We start from the raw sequence: 20,612 nt of genomic DNA, 5'->3' as shown, positions 1-20,612 counted from the left end.
CGCGCGGTTCAGGCCGCGGGCTCGTCCTCGTCGTCGTTCACCGGGCGCGGCCCGAGCGTGCGCCCGAAGACGATGAGCGTGGTCAGCGCGCCCACGAAGAGCACCCAGATCCCGTTGTCCACCCGCGAGGTGCCCAGCGCGGTCTGCGCCACCTCGTCGGCCTCGCTGAGCGCCGCGGCCAGGTCGAGCAGCCCACGGCCGCCGATCCGGATGATCACCTCGGTGAGCAGCAGGAGCAGGCCCGCGCCCGCCCCGGCGACCAGGTAGGCCGGCCAGCGCAGCGGCGACGCGGCGCCGTCGCGGCGCTCCGCCCGGCGCCGGGACCAGGTGAGATAGAGGTACGCGGCCAGGCCGGCGAGCAGCCCGGCGAGCAGCGACTCGGTACGCGAGACCCACTTCGCGGCGTCGAGCACCGACTGCTGGGTCTCCCCGGCGCCGAACAGGTCGGAGAGCGGATCGCGGGCGCGGCTGAACAGCACCACGAAGATCTGCGCGGTGAGCGTGGCGAGGGTGATCGCCCCCACCACCCGGGCCTGGCGCGCACCGGCCATCGCCCCGCCGATGATCGCTGCCGCCGCCGCGGTTCCGGCGATGGTGTTCGTGGTGGCGTTGTCCGCGTACGTCAGGTTGATCGCCACCGCGGTGACGAGCCCGACCAGGAGGCCGGTGCCGACGGCGGCCAGGAAGCGCAGCGTGGCGCGGCCCAGCCGGTTGGTCGCGAGCAGGGCCACCGTGGCGCCGGTGACCAGCGCCGCGGTGATGACGCCTGGTAGCGCGTACGCGGAGAGGCTGATCGCGGTGACGCCGGCCGCCGTGGAGTGGATCGCCTCACGGGTGGACCAGAGCATGGCGGCCAGCCACCCGACCGAGATCAGGGCGAGCACGATCGCGCCCGGCGCGAACTCCGGTCGCCCACCGGTGACAGTGCCCTCGTCCGCGTGCCCGGCTGCTTCCTCGCCGGAGGGCGTCTCGACGGCGGTCCCGTCGCCCGTGGTGGGCTCGACGGCCTCGGGCTGATCCGTCTCCGCGGCCGTGGAGCTGCCGGGCTGGTTGCTCATCGTCTTCCCTTCGACGGTCGCCGGATCTTCCCGCGCCGGGCGGGGCAGGTCACCGGTCATCCAGCGTACGCGGCGTGCCGCCGCTCCCCGGGCGGGCCGTGTGCCGTCCGCGCCTTGATCGACTGCAGTACGCCGATGTGGTGGCATCCCGAGGGCTCGGATGCCGCCGTCCCCCCGAGGTGGAGTCGATCAATCAGTCCGCGCGGGTGCCGACGAATCGTCGATGAACGGGGTTGCGATCCGATGTTTCGTCGGATGTGGGTGGGTTGAGCCGACGGTCCCGAGATGATCCGGCTGTCCGGTGTGGCGGGGAGGCGCGGCCGGCGGGGGCGTCTCGTGACAGAATCGGGCCAGGTCCCGCCGCCGCTGACCCCGCGGTGTCCGGCGTCCGGCCGCCGGCCGGCGCCAGCGGGTCCGGTTTCGCCGTCGCCGTCGAGATCGCCAGGAGCCTGTGATGGACGCCGTGTTCTCCGTACCCGAGCCGCTCAACGAGCCGGTGCACACCTACGAGCCCGGCAGTGCCGACCGGGAACGGCTCCAGCGGCGGCTGGCCGAACTGGCCGCCGAGCGGATCGAGCTGCCGATGACGATCGCGGGCGAGCGCCGGATGGCCGGCGGCGCCTCGATCGACGTGGTGCAGCCGCACAAGCACGCGCACGTCCTCGGCGTCACCGGGCACGCCACCCACGACGACGCCCGCGCCGCGGTCCGGGCCGCCAAGGACGCCGCTCCGATGTGGCGGGCGCTGCCGTTCGAGGAGCGGGCCGCGATCTTCCTGCGCGCCGCCGACCTGCTCGCCGGCCCCTGGCGGGACACGCTCAACGCGGCCACCATGCTCGGCCAGTCCAAGACCGCCGTCCAGGCCGAGATCGACGCGGCGTGCGAGCTGATCGACTTCCTCCGGTTCAACGTGCACTTCGCCCGGCGGCTCCTGGCCGAGCAGCCGCTGTCCTCGCCCGGGGTCTGGAACCGCCTCGACCACCGGCCGCTGGAGGGGTTCGTCTACGCGATCACCCCGTTCAACTTCACCGCGATCGCCGGCAACCTGCCGTCCGCGCCGGCCATGCTCGGCAACACTGTGGTCTGGAAGCCGTCCCCGACGCAGCAGTTCGCGGCGCACTTCACCATGCGCCTGTTCGAGGCCGCCGGCCTGCCGCCCGGTGTGATCAACATGGTCACCGGGCGCGGCGAGGAGGTCTCCGAGGTGGCGCTGGCCGACCCGGACCTCGCAGGTATCCACTTCACCGGCTCGACCAAGGTGTTCCAGCACCTGTGGAAGACCGTCGGCGACAACATCGCCCGCTACCGGGGCTACCCCCGGCTGGTCGGCGAGACCGGCGGCAAGGACTTCGTCGTCGCGCACCCCAGCGCCGACGTGGACGCGCTGCACACCGCGCTGATCCGGGGCGCCTACGAGTACCAGGGCCAGAAGTGCTCGGCCGCCTCGCGGGCGTACGTCCCGCGGTCGATCTGGGAGGGCGGGCTGCGCGACCGGCTCGCCGCCACCGCCGACTCGCTGACCTACGGCGACGTGACCGACTTCAGCAACTTCGGCGGCGCGGTGATCGACGACAAGGCGTTCGGCCGGCACACCGCCGCGCTGGAGCTGATCAAGGGCGACGACTCCTGCCGCATCCTGGCCGGCGGCACCGCCGACGACTCGGTCGGCTACTTCGTCCGGCCGACGCTGTTCGAGTGCTCCGACGCCGCGCACGAGACGTTCACCACCGAGTACTTCGGGCCGATCCTCGGCGTGCACGTCTTCGACGACGCCCGCTTCGACGACGTGGTCACCCAGGCCGAGTCGATCGCGCCGTACGCGCTGACCGGGTCGATCTTCGCGACCGACCGCCGGGTGGTGGACCAGGTGGCGGAGAAGATGCGGTACGCCGCCGGCAACTTCTACATCAACGACAAGCCGACCGGCGCGGTGGTCGGGCAGCAGCCGTTCGGCGGCGCCCGGGCCAGCGGCACCAACGACAAGGCGGGCTCCTGGCACAACCTGGTCCGCTGGATGTCGCCGCGGACGATCAAGGAGACGTTCGTCCCGCCGACCGATCACGTCTACCCGCACATGGGCTGAGGCGCTCCGAGAGGGCCCGTCCCGGCCGGGGCGGGCCCTCTTCCTCATCCGACAGTGCACATCGGACCCGTCATCGGGTGCCGAAATGAGCAAATCCTGGACGCCAGAGCCGACAAAGTGGCAGCTTAGAGGGCATGGCGGAATCCGGAGTCAACCCGACGGCAGCAGCTCTGCTCGGTCTGCTGCACGACGGCCCGATGACTGGCGGCCAGTTGATGGCCGCCGCTGAGCGCCGGCTGGCGCCGTACTGGTCGATGACCCGCAGTCAGGTCTACCGGGAGCTGCCGGTCCTGGCCGAGAAGGGTCTGGTGCGTCTCGGCAAGCCCGGGCCGCGGATGAGCCAGCCGTACGCGCTGACGGCGGCCGGGAAACGGACATTCTCCCGCTGGCTGGCGGAGAATCCCGGCAAGGACACCATCCGTAACCCGATAGCGCTACGGATCGCGTTCGGTGACCTGCACTCGTCGAGCCAGCTCAAGAACCTGTACGCGACGGCGAACGAGTACCACACCGAGGCGCTGGCGGCGGTGCGGGAGCAGGTCAAGAACGCCAAGAAGGAAGGCGACAGCTACGACGCCAGCGCGCTGGAGTTCGCCGTCGCCTACCACAAGGCGGCGCTGTCCTGGCTGAAGACCGCGCCCGTCGGCTGACCACCTGCGTCGACCAGGCAGTAGTCTTGTCTGTCGTGACCGCTGCCGATTACGCCGAACAGCTCAAGGACCTCGACGCCACGCTGCGCAACATCGAGGCTGTGCTCGACCTCGACAAGCTGCGCGAGCAGAAGGCCCGGCTGGAGCAGGAGGCCTCCGCCCCCGACCTCTGGGACGACCAGGCCAAGGCGCAGCAGGTGACGTCGCAGCTGTCGTACGTCAACGGCGAGATCACCAAGCTCGGTGACCTGCGCTCCCGGCTCGACGACGCCGGGGTGCTGCTGGAACTCGCCCAGGCCGAGGACGACCCGGGCGCGCTGACCGAGGTCGAGTCGGAGATCACCGGGCTGACCAAGGCCATCCAGGAGATGGAGGTCCGGACGCTGCTCTCCGGCGAGTACGACTCGCGGGAGGCGCTCGTCGCGATCCGGGCCGGCGCCGGTGGCGTGGACGCCGCCGACTTCGCCGAGATGCTGCTGCGGATGTACCTGCGCTGGGCCGAGCGGCACGGCTACCCGACCGAGGTCTACGAGACCTCGTACGCCGAGGAGGCGGGCCTGAAGTCGGCCACCTTCACGGTGAAGGTGCCCTACGCCTACGGCACGCTCAGCGTGGAGTCCGGCACGCACCGGCTGGTGCGGATCAGCCCGTTCGACAACCAGGGCCGCCGGCAGACCAGCTTCGCCGGGGTCGAGGTGCTGCCGGTCACCGAGCAGACCGACCACATCGACATCCCGGAGAACGAGGTCCGGGTGGACGTCTACCGGTCGTCCGGGCCGGGTGGGCAGAGCGTCAACACCACCGACTCGGCGGTGCGGCTGACCCACATCCCCACCGGCATCGTGGTGACCTGCCAGAACGAGAAGTCCCAGCTCCAGAACAAGGCGTCCGCGATGCGGGTGCTCCAGGCCCGGCTGCTGGAGCGCAAGCGGCAGGAGGAGGAGGAGAAGCTGGCCGGCCTGAAGACCGGCAGCACCAGCTCCTGGGGCGACCAGATGCGCTCGTACGTCCTGCACCCGTATCAGATGGTGAAGGATCTGCGTACCGAGCAGGAGACGGGCAATCCGTCCTCGGTCTTCGACGGTGACCTGGACAGCTTCATCGAGGCGGGAATCCGCTGGCGGAAGCAGCAGCAGCTCAGCGCTGACAGTGCGTGATCACGGTTGGACGCAGCGCGTCATCGATCTCGGTCTGACCGGGTAAATCGATGACGCGCACCGCTTCGGCGGGGCGTGGGGCTTGGCTCTGCGGTTACACCGCGTAGACTACCGACCCGTGATTCAGCTTGAGCAAGTGACGAAGACGTACCCGAAGGCGTCCCGGCCTTCGCTCGACAACGTGTCCGTCTCGATCGAGAAGGGCGAGTTCGTCTTCTTCATCGGTCCATCCGGCTCCGGCAAGTCCACCATCATCAAGTTGCTGCTGCACGAGGTCACGCCCAACAAGGGCCGGGTCGTCGTCAACGGCAAGGACGTCACGTCGATGCGTTCCTGGAAGCGACCCCACTTCCGGCGTTCCATCGGCTGCGTCTTCCAGGACTTCCGGTTGCTGCCGAACCGCACCGCGTACGAGAACGTGGCGTTCGCGCTGGAGGTGATCGGTAAGACGAAGGCGGTCGCCCGCCGGGTCGTGCCGGAGGTGCTGGAGCTGGTCGGTCTCGGCGGCAAGGAGCACCGCTACCCGCACGAGCTGTCCGGTGGTGAGCAGCAGCGTGTCGCGGTGGCCCGGGCGTTCGTCAACCGGCCGCTGATCCTGCTGGCCGACGAGCCGACCGGAAACCTGGACCCGGACACCTCGATCGAGATCATGCGCCTGCTGGACCGGATCAACCGCACCGGTACGACCGTCGTGATGGTCACGCACGACTCCAACATCGTGAACCAGATGCGGCGCCGGGTCATCGAGATCGAGAGCGGCCGCATCGTGCGCGACCAGGCCCGGGGCGTCTACGGCTGAGCCGGCCGACGTTCCGTAGACCCTGACGACGAAACCTCACGCCGGAGAGCCGGAGGATATCCCGATGCGGATGAAGTACGTCCTGTCCGAAGTACTGGTCGGGCTGTGGCGCAACGTCACCATGACCATCGCCATGATCATCACAATGGCGGTGTCGCTGTTCATGCTGGGCGGCAGCGGCCTTCTCTACCAGAAGGTCGGCGACATGAAGGACCTCTACTACGAGAACGTCGAGGTCTCGATCTTCCTGAAGACCGATGCCACCAAGGAACAGGTCGACGCGCTGGGCCAGCAGCTCGGCCAGGACCCGCTGGTCAAGGACTCGACGTACGTCAACAAGGAGCAGGCGTACGAGCGCTTCCAGCAGATGTACGCCGACGCCCCGGACCTGGTCAGCGCCGTCAAGCCGGACCAGCTTCCCGAGTCGTACCGGGTGAAGCTGAACGACCCGGAGCAGTACAAGGCGATCTACGACAAGTACAAGGCCACCGAGGGCATCGACACGATCGTCGACCAGAGCAAGCTGCTCGACAAGGTCTTCGGCGTGCTCAGCGGGTTCCAGAACGGCGCCCTCGCGATCGCCACCGTGATGGCCATCGCCGCCCTGCTGCTCGTCGCGAACACCATCCAGGTCGCCGCGTACAGCAAGCGGCGTGAGGTGGCGGTCATGAAGCTCGTCGGCGCGTCGAACTGGTTCATCCAGGCGCCGTTCGTGCTGGAGGCGGTGGTGGCCGGTCTGTTCGGCTCCATCCTGGGCCTGCTCGCGTTGGTCGGGGTGAAGTTGCTGTCGGCCGGCAGTTCGATGGCGGCCCTGGAGGGCCTCATCACCCCGATCTCCTGGTCCGAGATCTTCCTGACCTTCCCGCTGATGGCCGCCGTCGGTGGCGTGGTCAGCGCGGTCACCGCCTGGGTCACGCTGCGCTTCTACCTGCGGGTCTAGTCACCTCGTACGGCTCACCGAGGGCCCTCCCGCGCCGGAATAAACGGCGCGGGAGGGCCCTTGTGGTTCCGGTAGCATGATCTCCGCTCGCCGGCCGGTGGCCGGTGAGTCGATCAGGAAGGGGGTGGCGCCGATGCCACGGGAAAAGGGTCGCAAGGTGGTCGCCTCCAACAAGAAGGCGCGCCACGACTACGCCATCCTCGACACGTACGAGGCGGGCATGGCGCTCACCGGCACCGAGGTCAAGTCGCTGCGGGCCGGGCGGGCGTCGCTCGTGGACGCGTTCGCCCAGGAGCGTGACGGCGAGATCTACCTGCACGCCATGCACATCCCGGAGTACGCCCAGGGCACCTGGACGAATCATGAGCCCCGGCGTACCCGGAAGCTGCTGCTGAACCGGCTGGAGATCGACCGGCTGCTGGGCAAGCTCAAGGAGAGCGGCCTGACGCTGGTGCCGTTGCAGGTCTACTTCTCCGACGGCTGGGCCAAGGTGGAGATCGGCCTGGCGCGGGGTAAGAAGTCGTACGACAAGCGCCAGGACCTCGCCAAGCGGGACGCCGACCGGGAGATCGCCCGGGCGGTGGGCCGGCGCGGCAAGGGCATGGGTGAGTGATACGTCCGGTTCGTCCGGTAGCCCGCGTCGAGCGGGCCTCGGGATGAAACCGGTTGCGCCAGGCGTTAGGCTTGGTGTGCTGCCGACAGGGGCAGCGCTTCGAGGGGGTGACTGGTTTCGACTTCGTACGCAGCGACAGGGGAAGCGAGCCGAGGAAGCCGACGTCGTCTCGAGAATCGGTCGTCGGAAACCAATAAGCGCCAAGAACAATCGCGCTGACTTCGCTCTCGCCGCCTGAGGCGAGTAGCAAGTCTGTCGGCCTGGGAGCGCCTTCGACCCAGTTAGCCGGCATCAGCTAGAAGGCTGGCCAATCGGACCCGGTCGCGGGGTCCGTGCGGCGAGATCAATCAGCGACTGGGCCCGTCACACCAACTTGCTCGCGTGAGCGGTGGGGCCGAGTAGAGGCATAGCGAGCTGCGCTCGGAGAAGCCCTGACAAACCGGCGAAGGACCCGGGTTCGATTCCCGGCACCTCCACCACACGGCCTGTGCGCCCCGGTCCACCCGGACCGGGGCGCACAGTCGTCTCTGGGGCCGCCGTCTCTGGGGCCTGCGAGGCGGCTGGGGCCGGTGATGCCCGAGAGGCAGATGAGGCGGCGCGGACCGCTGGACAGGCCCTCGAACCAGGTCCACCATCGCCATACGGGTTCGCACCCAGCAGCGGGAGGTGTCCCATGGTCACCAGTCCGATCCAGCAGCCGACCGCCGTGCTCCCGAGCGCCGTCGGTGACCTGCGCGCCCTCGGGCGGGCACCGGCAACCGGGCCGCGCTGGCGGGAGCGACTTCTCACCGATCTGGACCCCGTCCGGCGGGGCTTCACCGAACACGTCCGCGTCACCGAGGGAGTGGGTGGGCACTACGCCGACCTGGTGCGCGCCGCGCCACGGCTGGACCGGGGCGTACGCCTGCTGGTCGGCGAGCACGCCGCGATCAGTGCGGCGCTAGCCGCGCTCCAGCACGCCGTACGCCTGCCCGGGGTGTCCGCCGCGGAGGTGCGGGCCCGCACCCGCGACCTGGTGCGCGCGCTCGACCGGCACCGGCGGCACGGCGCCGACCTGCTCTGGGAGGCGTACCAGGCCGACCTCGGCGGCGAGGACTGAGCCGGGGGAACCGGCCGGGACGGGCAGGCGTCCAACCCGTATGCGTCGCGTGCTCGCCCTGCTCGGGATCCCGTTGCTGGCCCTCTCCGCCTGCGCCACGCCCGGCGCCGATCCGGGGGCGGCCCCGCCCGCCGGCCCGGACCAGCGGACCGCGTTCACCGAGCGGGCCGAGGAGGTGGCGGCGGGCTGGCGGCCCGGGCCGGGCTGGCGCGACGGGTACGTGCCGCTCCAGGACGCCACAGTGCTCACCGGCGACCCGGGCTTCACCGAGGAGACGAAGACGGCGTTCGGCGCCGGCTGGTACCGGGACCAGATCCCGATGCCGGCCGATGTGCCGAAGGACGGCACGATCCGGTTTTCCGACGGCACGCTGCGGGTGCCGCTGGTCAGCGCCGCCGACGCGTACGCCGAACTCCACCAGGGCGACCCGCCGCCGTGCGACGGGCGCCCGGCCGCACCGGACCCGGCACCGACCGGGCGGCCCGGCCCGAACGACCCGGTGTCGACCTCGGCGCCGGGCGCGTGCGTGGCGCTCACCGTGACCGGGGTACGGCTGGGCACCGCACCGGTCTGGACCAGCCGAGGGCGTGCCGAGGTGCCCGCCTGGCTGTTCACAGTGGACGAGCTGGCCGTACCCGTGGCGCGGATCGCTGTCGCACCGCGCGTGACCGGCCGGGCCCCCGGCGGCACGGTGCCTGCCCGGCCGCTCCCGGCGGGCCTGGTGTCCGCGCAGCAGCTGCGGGCGGTCGACGGCGACCGCATCGACTACCTGCTCGGCGTCGGCGCCTGCGACGGCCCGCCCACCCCGCTGGTGCTGGAACGGCCGGACGTGGTGGTGATCGGCGGCGCCGTCGTTACGCCCACCGGCCCCTGCACCGCCCAGCTCGTGATGAAGCCGGTGAGCGTCACGCTCACCGCCCCGCTCGGCGGCCGGGCCGTGCTGGACGCTGCCAGCGGTGCCCCGCTGACCGTACGGCCCGGCTGAGGCTCACAGGATCCGCGGCACGTCGGTGCTGATCGGCACCGGCAGCACCGTCGGCCGGTCCGCGGCGAGCGCGGCGGCGAGCGCCGCACCGAGCCCGTCCGGCGTGGTCACCTCACCGGCGCAGCCGTAGCCGTGCGCCACCGCCGTCACATCCAGCCCGGGCAGGTCCAGCGCCGGCACACCAGGCGTGTGCTTCAGCTCGGCGAACGCCTTGAGGATCGCGTACTGCTGATTCACCGGGACCACGACGGCGAGCGGCAGCCGCAGCCGCGCCGCCGTCCACAACGCCTGGACCGAGTAGTGGAACGAGCCGTCGCCGACCACCGCGACGACCGGGCGGCCACGCCCGGTGTCGCGCTCGGCGAGCGCCATGCCGACCGCCGCCGGCAGCCCGAAGCCGAGACCGCCGCTTGCCATCGTCAGGTACGAGCGGGGCCGCTCGATCGGCAGCCGGCGGCGCAGCGCGGCCAGGTTGGACGGCGACTCCTGCACCAGCACCCCGTCCGCCGGCCACGCGGCGGCGAGCGCGGCGAACAGCGTGTCGGCGCTCGGCGGGTCGGCCGGCTCGGGCGGGGCCGGCTGCGGGCGCGGTGACGGCGCCGCCCGGTCGGTCGGCGGCAGCAGCTCGCGCAGCGCGGCCATGGTCAGCCCGGCGTCGCCGAGCAGGCTCTCCCCGACCGGAGCGCGGGCCGCCTCGTCCGGGTCGTCGGTGACGTGCAGCAGCCGCGCGTCACCGGGCAGGTAGTCGCCCGGCACGTGCGGGTAGTAGCGGAACACCGGCGCGCCCACCACCAGCACCACGTCGTGGCCGCGCAGCGCCTCCGACAGCGGCCCGATCGCGTACGGCAGCACGCCCTGGAAGTGCGGGTGGCGCTCCGGGAACACGGCGCGCTCCGGCGCCGGGGCGGCCCAGACCGGGGCGGCCAGGTGTTCGGCCAGCACCACCGCTTCCGGCCAGGCGTCCGACCGGTCCACCGCCGCGCCGAGCACCAGCGCCGGGGTGCGGGCGGCGGCCAGCGCGCCGGCGAAGCTCCGCAGCCGGTCCGGGTCCGGCGCGATCCGGGTGGCGACGGTACGCACCTGCGGCGGCGGGTCGGCCGGACGGTCCCAGTCGTCCATCGGCAGGGAGAGGAAGACCGGCCCGGCGGGTGGTTGCACCGCCGAGGCGTACGCCCGCATGAAGGCCGCCGGGATGTCCTGCGCGCGGGCCGGCTCGTGGGCCCACTTGACGTACGGCTGGGCCAGCTCGACCGCCCGGGGGCTGGCCAGGCGTGGCTCGATCAGCAGCATCTCGCGGGTCTGCTGGCCGGCGCTGACGATCAGCGGGGTCCGGTTGTGCCAGGCGGTGACCAGGTTGCCCATGCCGTTGCCGGTGCCCGGCGCGGTGTGCAGGTTGACGTGCGCGGGCCGGCCGGTGCCCTGGGCGTAGCCGTCGGCCATCGCGACCGCCGACGCCTCCTGGAGCGCGTGCACGTAGTGGAAGTCGTCCGGGAAGTGCTGGAGGAACGGCTCCTCGGTCGAGCCGGGGTTGCCGAAGACGGTGGTCAGGCCGAGCGCGCGCAGCAGGTCGTAGGTCGCCTCCCGCACCGTCGCCATCGCCGGCTGCCTCCGTTCCGCACGCGGATGCCGGAGCCGGCCCGGTGCCCAGTCTCCCGACCAGCCGAATCTATCGGGCCGAAGGCGACTTTTCGGGCGCTTCCCGCGCTCAGGGCAGCGGGAACGGCAGCTTGATCCCGTCCAGGGCGCTTCCGCACTCGCACTCCCGCTCGGTGGGCAGCGCCGCCACGGCGTCCAGGAGCAGCCCGCGCAGCCGGTCCGTGTTCTCCGCGAAGACGCGGAACACCTCCTCGTGGGTGACCGACTCGCCCGCCTCGACCCCCGCGTCCAGGTCCGTCACCAGCGCGATCGACGTGTAGCAGAGCGCCAGCTCGCGGGCCAGCACCGCCTCCGGGTGGCCGGTCATGTTGACGATCGTGCCGCCCATCGAGGCGAACCAGCGCGACTCCGCCCGGGTCGAGAAGCGCGGACCCTCGACCACGACGACGATCCCGCCGTCCACCGCCGGCACGCCCCGACCGGCCGCCGTGTCCAGCAGCGTGCGCCGCCCCGCCGGGCAGTACGGGTCGGCGAACGACACGTGCACCGCGCCCCTGTCGTAGTAGGTCTGCGCGCGCCCGCTGGTGCGGTCGATCAACTGATCCGGCACCACGAACGTCCCCGGCCCCAGCTCCGGCCGCAGGCCACCCACCGCACAGGGCGCCAGCACCTGGCGTACGCCGAGCGACCGCAGCGCCCACAGGTTGGCCCGGTAGGGGATCAGGTGCGGCGGGTACCGGTGATCGCGCCCGTGCCGGGGCAGGAACGCCACCCGGCGACCGCCCACCTCGGCGACCGTGATCGGGCCCGACGGCTCGCCGTACGGGGTGTCCACGACGTGTTCCACCCCGTCGAGCAGGGCGTAGAGCCCCGACCCGCCGATCACCGCCAGTTCGGCCTGCGCCGCCATCCGGCCCTCCCTCGATCCGTCGTGATCACCCGCCCGTCAGACCTTAACCAGCGGGCCGGACGCAGGCTATGGTGCGTGACATGGCGTTGACAGGGTGGACGGTCGACGGCCTCGGGCCCGTACGGGCGCACGGCTGACGGGTGTCGGACATGCAGAGTGAGGGGCAGGCGATCGGTGGCCGAGCCATGGAGTCGATGACCGGACGACTGCTGGTCGCGACACCGGGGCTCAAGGATCCGAACTTCGACCGTACGGTCGTGCTGCTCGTCGCCCACGAACCCGGCGGCGCCCTCGGGGTGGTGCTGAACCGGGCCACCGAGGTCTCCGTGGCCGACGTGCTCGGCGACTGGAGCGACCTCGCGCGCGACCCGGCAGTGCTGTTCGAGGGCGGCCCGGTGCAGCCCGACTCCGCCATCTGCCTGGCCCGGATGCGGCACCCCGTCCGGCCGGTCAAAGGCTTCCACCGCGTCTCCGGCGCGGTCGGCACCATCGACCTCTCGGTCGACCCGGAGAAGCTGCGCGAGGCCATCGGCGGCATCCGGGTGTTCGCCGGCTACTCCGGCTGGGGTGCCGGGCAGGTGGAGCGCGAGATCGAGGAGGGCTCCTGGTTCGTGTTCGACGCGCTGCCCGGCGACGCCTTCGTCGACCGGCCGGATGATCTCTGGCCGATGGTGCTGCGCCGGCAGGGCGGCATGCTGGCCGCGGTGGCCCACTTCCCGCCGGACGTGGCGCTGAACTGAGCCGGGTGCGGGTGACCCCGCGAGATGACCATGCCGGGCGGCGTGTGTATAGTTCTCTCCGTGCCCGGGCGACCGGGGACGACCGCAAGGGGCCGTGGCGCAGCTGGTAGCGCACCACACTGGCAGTGTGGGGGTCAGGGGTTCGAGTCCCCTCGGCTCCACCCAAGCGAAAAGCCCTGGTGAGAGACAACGCCTCCCACCAGGGCTTTTGTCATTCGTCGATCTCTCGGGTCGCAATGTGCCAGACCCGTGCCAGATCAGGCGCTGAGCTTGCCTCGCGCCTCTTCGATCAGGGCGTCCAACGCGGCGGCGATGGCGTGATCGCGGTCACGGGTCGCGTGCTGGTAGATCATCGCTGCCCGGGTGCTCGAATGGCCGATGCGCGCCATCAGTTCTTTGAGCGTCGCGCCGCTCTGTGCTGACCATGTGCTGCCGGTGTCACCTTCGAAGGCCGCACCACCAGCTAACCGTGCCGGACGGGTGCGGTGCGCGGCCCGCGGAGACCCTGAAGCAGGCGCAGCAGATCGGGCCACGTCTCGACCAATGCGGCGTCCCGGTCCGGGGCTTCGGCGATCCGTAGCACTGCCTCGTTCATCGCGCCGGAGAGCAAGGTGGCAGTTGCCTCGGGCGAGTTGACCTCAAGGTGCCCGGCTGCTGCCAGCGTGGCCACCGCCTCGGCCAGGTGGTGCCCGGAAGCGGCCGCGTCCTGGCTGCGCCACGTGCGCCAACCCATCACCGCGGGCGCGTCGACCAGCAGGATCCGCCGGTGTGTGTCGTCGACACTGGCGGTGAGGAACGCCCGGCAGCCGGCGACCAGGCCGTCCCATGGATCGGCGACCGCTTCGGCAGCGCTGGCGACCGCAGCGGCGACCCGCTGTTGCGCGGCGGCTGCGACGGCTTCGAACAGGTGCTGCTTGTTGCGGTAGTGATGGTAGACCGCACCCCTGGTGACCTGGGCTGCGGCGGCCACCTCCTCCAGGCGGACGGCCGTGTAGCCGCGTTCGGCGAACAGGGCAGTCGCGACGTCCCGGATGCGCCGGCCGGTGATCTCGCTCTGCTCCTTGGTGGCTCGCGCCATGCCGCACTCTTCCTTTACATGCTCCGTGTATGTATATTCCTTTACCTGCACAGTGTATGTAAAGGAGTTCGCCATGACACTCGCCAGCTCGTACCCGGTCCTCATGACGACCGACGTGACCTCGGCTGCGGCCTTCTACCGCGAGCACTTCGGGTTCCAGCCGACCTTCGAGACGGAGTGGTACGTGAGCCTGCGCCGCGACAACTGGGAACTGGCGGTGCTGGACAGCAGCCACGAGACGATCCCGGCGGCCTACCGCGGGCCGGTCGCCAGTGGGATGCTGCTCAACCTGGAGGTGGACGATGTCGACGCCGAGTGGGAGCGCCTGCGGCACCTGGAGGTCGTGCTTCCCGTCCGGACCGAAGAGTTCGGACAGCGGCACTTCATCCTCGCCGGCCCGGACGGTGTCCTGATCGACGTCATCACCAACGTGGAACCTGCGGAGGAGTACGCGGACAGGTTCATCTCCTAGCATCTCGCAGGCAAACGGCGCTCAAGCGGCGCGGCCCGCGAGCACCAACGCCCAGCACAGCGCGCCGAACCCGGCCGTGCTCGCCAGCGTCCGCACCACGTTCCAGGTGACCCAGGCGGACTCGAAGCGCTCCCGAGCCGCAGCGAGATCGGCGGAACCAGCCGCCGCGAGCGCATCGTTCAACGGCACGTTCACCGCCACGGTGACGACCAACATCACCAGGTACAGCGCGAGCCCGGCGACGATCCACGGCAGCGCCGGCCGGGCCGCTCCGCGCCACGCCAGCACCGCCGCGAGCGCGGCCAGCACCGGCGTACCCAGGAACGCCAGCAGGAACCAGCCGTTGACGATGGTGACGTTGATGCGCTGCATGGCGTCCACGAACGTGCGGTCCTCAGTGCCGCGCAGCGCCGGCATCACGGCGTACGCGAATGCGGCGAACAGGCCCGCCATCAGCCCGGCCCCGACTGTGGCGCCGACCAGCGTCAGTTGTACGAGTCGCATGTCCTCATCGAACCGCCGTGCGGTGAGACGGCCCATGGTCAGGACGCGCGATCCTGTGTTCAATCGTCTCGTGGACGCCGTATCCGGCCTGCTCGACGGTCCCCATGCGCGGGGCGCCTTCCTGCTGCGTTCGATCCTCACCCCGCCCTGGTCGATGCTGATCCGGGACGAGGCGCCGCTCACGCTCGTCGCCGTGGTGCGGGGCGACGGCTGGATCGTGCCGGAAGAGGGCGAGGCCGCGCGGCTGACCGAGGGTGACGTGGCGATCGTGCGCGGGCCGGGCCCGTACACGGTGGCGGACGACCCGGCCACGGCGCCGCAGGTGGTCGTGCACCCGGGCCAGCGCTGCACCACTCCCGACGGGCGCGAGCTGTTCGCGATGACGCGGTGGGGCGTACGCACCTGGGGCAACGGGCCGGACGGCCGGACCGTGCTGCTCACCGGCACGTACCCGGTGCGGGGCACCGTCGGGCGGCGGCTGCTGGACGCGCTGCCGCCGCTCGCGGTGGTGCGGCGCGAGTCCTGGGACACGCCGCTGGTGCCGCTGCTGGCCGCCGAGATCGTCAAGGACGATCCCGGCCAGGAGGCGGTGCTGGACCGCCTGCTCGACCTGCTGCTCATCGCCGCGCTGCGGGAGTGGTTCGCCCGGCCGGGCGCCGCCGCACCTGCCTGGTACCGGGCGTACGCCGATCCGGTGGTCGGCCGCGCGCTGCGCATGCTGCACGACGACCCGGCCCGGCCGTGGACGGTGGCATCGCTCGCCGCGGAGGTGGGGATGTCCCGGGCGGCGGTGGCCCGGCGGTTCACCGCGCTGGCCGGCGAGCCGCCCATGGCGTACCTGACGGGCTGGCGGCTGGCGCTCGCGGCCGATCTGCTCCGCGAGCCCGGCGCCACAGTCGGCGCGGTGGCCCGGCGGGTCGGCTACGGCAGTTCGTTCGCCCTGAGTGCGGCGTTCAAACGCCGGTACGGCGTGAGCCCGCGCCGGCACGTCGACCCGGATAGATTGGCCGGATGACTGTCGACCTGTTCGCCGGCGTCCCGGTGCGCGATCTCGCGGTGGCGACGGACTGGTACGAGCGGCTGTTCGGCGCACCGCCGCAGTTCCGGCCAAACGACAGCGAGGCGGTGTGGGAGCTGGCCGAGCACCGCTACCTCTACGTCGACGTGCGGCCCGAGCACGCCGGTCACGCCATGCAGACGGTCTTCGTCGACGACCTCGACTCCCGCGTCGCGGCGATCACCGCCCGTGGTCTGACGCCGACAGCGCAGGAGACCTACGACAACGGGGTCCGGAAGGTGATCTTCCATGACCCGGACGGCAACGAGATCGGCTTCGGCGGCGGCCCGGCCTGACCGGGCCGCCGCCGGACCTCAGCGCGCCCGGTACGCCTTCGGCAACCGCATCCCGCGCTCGGCCATGAGCTGCCGCACCCGGTTCGGGTAGTCGGTGATGATCCCGTCGACGCCCATGTCCATGAGCGCCGCCACTGTGGGCATGTCGTCGCAGGTCCAGGGGATGACCTTGAGCCCCCGTGCGTGCGCGTCAGCGATCATCCGGCGGTCCGGGTAGAAGCGGAAGTTCGGGTCGGCGATCGTGCCGTTCTGCGGGAACCCGTAGTTCGGGGACAGCGCGGTCACGCCGGGGGTCGCGGCGGCGGCCCGGACGAAGTCGCCACCGAAGTCGTCCACGTCCAGCCCGCCCAGCCACGGCGACGCGCCCGGCTTGCCGACCTGGAGGAAGTCGTAGTTCGTCAGCGCCACGAGCGGCCAGCGCGGCGCGAGCCGGTGCATCTCCCGCAGCGCGCCCCAGTCGAAGGACTGGATGGTGACCTGCCGCTCGATGCCCGAGCGCCGGATCTCCTCGAAGACCCGCCGGACGAACAGCTCACGCGGCGCGGTCTGCTCGGGCGCGCCCGCCTCCACCTTGGTCTCGATGTTGAGCGTGATCCCGTGCGCGCGGTAGCGCTTCACCAGGTCGAGCACGTCGCGCAGCTCGGCCATCCGGACACCGGCGATCTGCTCCTGCTCGGGGAAGCCGAGCAACTGCTGGTAGCCGCAGTCCATGGTCTTGATCTGCGCGAGCGTGAGGTCCTTGATGTACTTCCCGACGTACGGGTAGGCCGGGTCGCCGGGCCGCACCGGGGCGGTGTCGCGGCACTTCTGCGCGCTGACCTGCCGGTCGTGCGTGACTACCACCTTCTCGTCCCGGGTGACCTGGGTGTCCAGCTCCAACGTGGTGACGCCGAGGCGCATCGCCTTGGCGAACCCGGCGAGTGTCTCCTCGGTGGTCATCCCGATGCCGCCACGGTGGGCCTGAAGGTCGAAGTGGGTCCGCTGCGGCGGTACGCCGGGACGGTCGGCCGGACCCGCGTGGGCGACGCCCGGCACGGCGAGCACCGCGCCGGCGACGAATGCCGTCACGAGCTGACGGGTGGACATGGAGAAACCTCCGCTACCTCGGTTGTCGTTCGCGCAGCCGAAGCTAGGTGCGGAGTCGGTGCCCGCCGTGGCATCGAGGTGAGGAGCGGATGAACGGTCGCCGGACGGCTGCCGGTGGGCCGGGCCGCGGTGGTCCGCGGCCCGGCCCGCGACGTCAGCGGGGACGCCGCGTCTTCGGCAGGTCGAACTGGTCGGCCCGGCGGCAGTCCTTCGGGCCGCCGATCGCCTTCGGGCCGACCTCGTCGAGGGCCTTACGGGCGCGCTGGCGACCCAGGTTCCAGGCGTACCAGGGGTCGGGCTCGGCGAGGTCGTCGGCGATCCAGCTCAGCGTGCACCGGCGTACCGGGTCGGGGAGCTTGGCAAGTGCCGGGGTGGCGTCGGCGGACAGCGCCCGCAGGTACCAGGCGTCGATCTTGCCGGTCTGCTCGTACCGCAGCGTGTTGCGGCGGGCGACGTAGTCCTCCGGGTTGAGCACGGCCAGGCCGAGCAGCATCGCCACGGCCAGCGCGAGCGTGGTGCCGGGAATCCACCGGCCCCGCCATTTGACGCCGGCCGCGATGATCATCAGGAAGACCGTGCCGAGCAGCATCTCGAACGCCATCACGAAGATCCGCTCGCCGGTGAAGCTGTAGACCTTCTGGTACGTCCACATCCGGGACAGCGCCGACGCCACGATCACCACGCTCAGCGCGCTGATCAGCCCGAGCAGCACGCGCAGCATGATCCGCTCGACCGGCCGCTCCCGGCGTGCCCAGCGGCTCACCCCGCCGAGCACCGCCACGGTCAGCAGCGTGACGAAGAGCAGCTGCCAGAATCCGCTGCGCGCGTACTCGGCGTAGCTGAGCCCGGCGACCCGCTGCACGTGCTGCTGCCCGCCGAAGAGCGTGGTGAACTGCACCACCACGAATCCGGCGAACAGCAGCGTGAGCGCGCCGATGGCCGGGGCCCACTCCAGCAGGCCGAGACGGCGCTCACCCTCGCGATCCACTGCGGACAGGTCGGGCGGCGCGGCGAGCGTGTAGAGCGCGGCGACAGCGATCAGCCCGCCCACCACTGCGAGGAACAGCCAGCCGAACACCGTACCGAGGTTGATCTCGGGGACGAGCGAGCCGAGCGCCTCGGAGAACGCCGCGTCGGCCGACGCGAGCAGGCTGCCGAAGACCACGAGCACCACGACCGTGGCGACCACCGAGACGGTCACCTTTCGCACCGTCGCCTCCTGCGGCGAGGCGGTGATGTGCCGGCGTACCCATGGCAGGCCGCGCAACGCCGCGAACGGCGTCGCCACCAGGCCGAACAGGACCGAGCGCACCAGCCGCCCGCCGATGATCGCGAGGGTGGCGCAGCCGAGCGTGCCGAGCACGCAGAACGTCACGAGCCACCAGGCGTTGCGGAACGCCGGCACGGCGATCAGGGCCAGCGCGGCCGCCGCCCACCCGGCCCGGATGAGCTTGTCGGCGCGCGGCAGCTCCGCGGTCTTCGACCGGACCGCCAGCACCACCGCGAGCGTGAGCGTGAGCCACCCCAGGAACCAGCCGACGCCGACGCGGCCCAGCGGCACGAAGACCGCGCTGCCGACCGCGGCGGCCAGCACCGCGAGCGGCACGGCCCGCCCGGTCGCTGCCTTCGGGCCGGGCCACCGCGCGCCGAGGAACGAGGTCCGCGGCACCTGAGGTCGCGGCGTCCACGTCGGCCCCTGCGGGTGCCCGCTCCACCCCATTCCGGGGTACGGCGGCGCGGGCACCGGCCCACCGCCGTGCGGAGGCGGCGTGCCCGGAGCACGTTGCGCACCCGGCGCGGGCGGCGGCCCGGAGCCCGGCTGCGTGCCCGGCGCTGCCCATGACCCGGAGGCCGGCTGCGTGCCCGCGGGAGCGGCAGGCGTCTGCGAGGCCCCCGGCGGCCCGGACGTCGCGGAAGTGGCCGTCTGCGGAGCGCCGTCGCCGGGACGCGCGCCGGCCTCACCGGAGCCGGCCGTGGCCGCCCCCGCTGCGTCGGCGCTCGCGACGGACGGCTTCGAGCCGGCCGCCTGGGTAGTGGCCGAAGCCGCGTCCGGTGAGGCAGCGACAGGCTCTCCGCTCGCCGGTCGGTCGGCCGGTGCGGCGGCGGGGGCGGCGCCCTCCACGGGGGAGCGCTCGGCGGCGGGCGCTGTGGCCTGGGCGGGCACCGCCGCCGCAGGCTGGCCGGTCGCCGTCTGCTGGCCGGTCGCCGGGACCAGCGGGACGAACAACGCGTACCCCTGGGTGCCGGGTGGCACGGTGACCGGAATCGCCCAGCCGGGCTGCCCCTCGGCGCCCGGCCAGGGCACCGGCGCGGGAGCGCCCTCCATCGTGGGCAGGACCAGCAGGTACGGCTGTGCGGGGGCGGGGACGTCGCCCGGCGCGGGCCCGGCCGCGGGGGCGGCGCGGGACGGCTCGGGGGACGGGGCCGGCTCGGACAAGGGACGCTCCTCGATCACAGGGTTTCGTCACTGTAGGGCCCATCAGGTGTCCGTCGCCGCCCCGGTTGTCCGTTCGGTCATGCCGCCCCGGCCGATCGGCGCGGATCGAACCTTTGGCGGCTCGCGGCCGTACCAGTGCGCGGGAGGTCGATCACATGGCCGCACGTCGCGCGCTCGCCGCGCTCGCCGCCGTCGCCGCGACGGTGCCGCTGACCGCCGCGCCGGCCGCGGCGCACGGTGCGCCGACCAGCCCGCTGAGCCGGGCCGCCGCGTGCGGGCCCGAGGGTGGCCGGGCGCAGACGCCCGCCTGCCGGGCCGCGGTCGCCGCCGGAGCGGCGGTACGCGAGTGGGACAACATCCGGGTGGCGCGGATCGACGGGCGGGACCGGGAACGCATCCCGGACGGGGAGCTGTGCAGCGGCGGGCTGTCCGCGTACCGGGGACTGGACCTGGCGCGCGCCGACTGGCCCGCCACCACGCTCACGGCCGGGGCCCGGCACACGTTCCGCTACCGCACCACCATCCCGCACCGGGGCACGTTCCGGTACTACGTCACCACCGGCTCGTACTCGCCTCGGCGCTCGCTGACCTGGGCGGATCTGGAGGAGAAGCCGTTCCTTCAGGTCACCGACCCGCCGATCCGCGCGGGCGCGTACGAGATGCGGGGGCGGCTGCCGGCCGACCGTAGCGGCCGGCACATCGTCTATGTGATCTGGCAGAACTCGGACACCCAGGACACGTACTACTCCTGCTCGGACGTGATCTTCCGGGCGGCACGCGGTGCGTCGGACCCGCCGTCGGCAGCGCCGAAGGCGAGCGCGTCGCCCCCGCGTACCCTCGCCGTTCCGGCGGCCGACGACGAGCCGGCGGTGCCGGTCGCGACGGTGACCGACGGCGGACCGCTGTCCCGGCCGCTCCTGGTCGGCGCGGCGGCGCTCGTCGTCGCGCTCCTCGCGGCGGCGGTGGTCGGACTGCGGCGGACCGGCGGGCCGCCGCCCGGGCGGCCGTGCGGTGTCCGCAACCACCGCGCCGGGCGGCGCCGCATCTGGTGA

General features: G+C 72.1%; 21 protein-coding genes, 1 tRNA gene and 1 other RNA gene. 15 read left to right on the top strand and 8 right to left on the bottom strand.

From position 1 onward, the window contains the following. Window positions 1-8: 8 nt before the first annotated feature. A complete protein-coding gene (locus FHX31_RS25055; RefSeq protein WP_184977306.1) occupies window positions 9-1,058 on the bottom strand; it encodes a hypothetical protein in 1,050 nt (349 codons plus the stop codon). Between the two features lie 454 nt (window positions 1,059-1,512). Here FHX31_RS25055 and pruA point away from each other — a divergent pair, with 454 nt between their 5' ends. The 9 genes from pruA (at window position 1,513) to FHX31_RS25010 (ending at window position 9,384) form a co-directional block, all read left to right on the top strand. Further along, the gene (gene pruA, locus FHX31_RS25050) at window positions 1,513-3,141 is read left to right on the top strand and encodes an L-glutamate gamma-semialdehyde dehydrogenase (protein ID WP_013284222.1); all 1,629 of its coding nucleotides are present in this window, start codon (window positions 1,513-1,515) and stop codon (window positions 3,139-3,141) included. Between the two features lie 134 nt (window positions 3,142-3,275). Continuing rightward, window positions 3,276-3,791 carry a PadR family transcriptional regulator gene (locus FHX31_RS25045; RefSeq protein WP_013284223.1) on the top strand — a complete coding sequence of 172 codons (516 nt, stop codon included), beginning with the start codon at window positions 3,276-3,278 and terminating at the stop codon, window positions 3,789-3,791. Between the two features lie 35 nt (window positions 3,792-3,826). Then, entirely contained in the window at window positions 3,827-4,948 is a 1,122-nt protein-coding gene (gene prfB, locus FHX31_RS25040) for a peptide chain release factor 2 (RefSeq protein ID WP_013284224.1), read from the top strand. 118 nt (window positions 4,949-5,066) lie between these two features. Then, window positions 5,067-5,747 (top strand): cell division ATP-binding protein FtsE, encoded by a 681-nt coding sequence (gene ftsE / locus FHX31_RS25035; protein ID WP_013284225.1) that lies wholly within the window; start codon window positions 5,067-5,069, stop codon window positions 5,745-5,747. 64 nt (window positions 5,748-5,811) lie between these two features. Next, the gene (gene ftsX / locus FHX31_RS25030) at window positions 5,812-6,687 is read left to right on the top strand and encodes a permease-like cell division protein FtsX (protein ID WP_013284226.1); all 876 of its coding nucleotides are present in this window, start codon (window positions 5,812-5,814) and stop codon (window positions 6,685-6,687) included. 133 nt (window positions 6,688-6,820) lie between these two features. After that, entirely contained in the window at window positions 6,821-7,300 is a 480-nt protein-coding gene (smpB, locus tag FHX31_RS25025) for an SsrA-binding protein SmpB (RefSeq protein ID WP_030271124.1), read from the top strand. 103 nt (window positions 7,301-7,403) lie between these two features. Further along, window positions 7,404-7,779, top strand: a transfer-messenger RNA (tmRNA) gene (gene ssrA / locus FHX31_RS25020). Window positions 7,780-7,973: 194 nt separating this feature from the next. After that, entirely contained in the window at window positions 7,974-8,399 is a 426-nt protein-coding gene (locus tag FHX31_RS25015) for a hypothetical protein (RefSeq protein ID WP_013284228.1), read from the top strand. A 40-nt stretch (window positions 8,400-8,439) separates the two neighbouring features. Then, the gene (locus FHX31_RS25010; RefSeq protein ID WP_184977305.1) at window positions 8,440-9,384 is read left to right on the top strand and encodes a hypothetical protein; all 945 of its coding nucleotides are present in this window, start codon (window positions 8,440-8,442) and stop codon (window positions 9,382-9,384) included. Window positions 9,385-9,387: 3 nt separating this feature from the next. Here FHX31_RS25010 and mdlC read toward each other — a convergent pair whose 3' ends face one another. Together mdlC and FHX31_RS25000 are read right to left on the bottom strand one after the other, a co-directional pair. Next, on the bottom strand, window positions 9,388-10,980 hold the full coding sequence (gene mdlC, locus FHX31_RS25005; protein WP_184977304.1) for a benzoylformate decarboxylase: 1,593 nt from the start codon (window positions 10,978-10,980) through the stop codon (window positions 9,388-9,390). Between the two features lie 109 nt (window positions 10,981-11,089). Then, window positions 11,090-11,890 carry an S-methyl-5'-thioadenosine phosphorylase gene (locus tag FHX31_RS25000; protein WP_184977303.1) on the bottom strand — a complete coding sequence of 267 codons (801 nt, stop codon included), beginning with the start codon at window positions 11,888-11,890 and terminating at the stop codon, window positions 11,090-11,092. 149 nt (window positions 11,891-12,039) lie between these two features. Between FHX31_RS25000 and FHX31_RS24995 the strand changes: the two genes are divergently transcribed. Both FHX31_RS24995 and FHX31_RS24990 read left to right on the top strand, forming a co-directional pair. Next, window positions 12,040-12,630 carry a YqgE/AlgH family protein gene (locus FHX31_RS24995; RefSeq protein WP_013284232.1) on the top strand — a complete coding sequence of 197 codons (591 nt, stop codon included), beginning with the start codon at window positions 12,040-12,042 and terminating at the stop codon, window positions 12,628-12,630. A gap of 88 nt (window positions 12,631-12,718) precedes the next feature. Further along, window positions 12,719-12,791 (top strand) — tRNA-Ala (locus FHX31_RS24990). Between the two features lie 96 nt (window positions 12,792-12,887). Here FHX31_RS24990 and FHX31_RS24985 read toward each other — a convergent pair. Together FHX31_RS24985 and FHX31_RS24980 are read right to left on the bottom strand one after the other, a co-directional pair. Further along, window positions 12,888-13,019, bottom strand: coding sequence for a hypothetical protein (locus FHX31_RS24985; protein WP_047893726.1), 132 nt, complete (start codon window positions 13,017-13,019; stop codon window positions 12,888-12,890). 74 nt (window positions 13,020-13,093) lie between these two features. Then, window positions 13,094-13,708: a TetR family transcriptional regulator gene (locus FHX31_RS24980; RefSeq protein WP_047893725.1), complete on the bottom strand. Its 615-nt coding sequence runs from the start codon at window positions 13,706-13,708 to the stop codon at window positions 13,094-13,096. A 73-nt stretch (window positions 13,709-13,781) separates the two neighbouring features. On the opposite strand from FHX31_RS24980, the gene FHX31_RS24975 reads away from it, so the two are divergent. Beyond that, window positions 13,782-14,180 carry a VOC family protein gene (locus FHX31_RS24975; RefSeq protein WP_013284234.1) on the top strand — a complete coding sequence of 133 codons (399 nt, stop codon included), beginning with the start codon at window positions 13,782-13,784 and terminating at the stop codon, window positions 14,178-14,180. A gap of 21 nt (window positions 14,181-14,201) precedes the next feature. Here the strand turns inward: FHX31_RS24975 and FHX31_RS24970 are convergent, their stop codons facing one another. Then, window positions 14,202-14,684, bottom strand: a complete 483-nt coding sequence (locus FHX31_RS24970; protein ID WP_184977302.1) for an anthrone oxygenase family protein — start codon at window positions 14,682-14,684, stop codon at window positions 14,202-14,204. A gap of 70 nt (window positions 14,685-14,754) precedes the next feature. On the opposite strand from FHX31_RS24970, the gene FHX31_RS24965 reads away from it, so the two are divergent. Then, complete coding sequence (locus FHX31_RS24965; protein WP_184977301.1) at window positions 14,755-15,699, top strand: AraC family transcriptional regulator; 945 nt, start codon at window positions 14,755-14,757, stop codon at window positions 15,697-15,699. Further along, entirely contained in the window at window positions 15,696-16,037 is a 342-nt protein-coding gene (locus FHX31_RS24960; RefSeq protein ID WP_013284237.1) for a VOC family protein, read from the top strand. Before FHX31_RS24965 ends, FHX31_RS24960 begins: the two co-directional genes overlap by 4 nt. An 18-nt stretch (window positions 16,038-16,055) precedes the next feature. Here the strand turns inward: FHX31_RS24960 and FHX31_RS24955 are convergent, their stop codons facing one another. Together FHX31_RS24955 and FHX31_RS24950 are read right to left on the bottom strand one after the other, a co-directional pair. Beyond that, a complete protein-coding gene (locus FHX31_RS24955) occupies window positions 16,056-17,123 on the bottom strand; it encodes a glycerophosphodiester phosphodiesterase family protein (RefSeq protein ID WP_184977300.1) in 1,068 nt (355 codons plus the stop codon). Between the two features lie 154 nt (window positions 17,124-17,277). Continuing rightward, entirely contained in the window at window positions 17,278-19,560 is a 2,283-nt protein-coding gene (locus FHX31_RS24950) for a DUF4153 domain-containing protein (RefSeq protein ID WP_184977299.1), read from the bottom strand. Between the two features lie 155 nt (window positions 19,561-19,715). Between FHX31_RS24950 and FHX31_RS24945 the strand changes: the two genes are divergently transcribed. Further along, complete coding sequence (locus FHX31_RS24945) at window positions 19,716-20,612, top strand: lytic polysaccharide monooxygenase auxiliary activity family 9 protein (RefSeq protein ID WP_013284240.1); 897 nt, start codon at window positions 19,716-19,718, stop codon at window positions 20,610-20,612.

The organism is Micromonospora sp. CNZ286, assembly GCF_014207755.1.
This window is presented reverse-complemented; position numbering and strand designations above follow the sequence as displayed.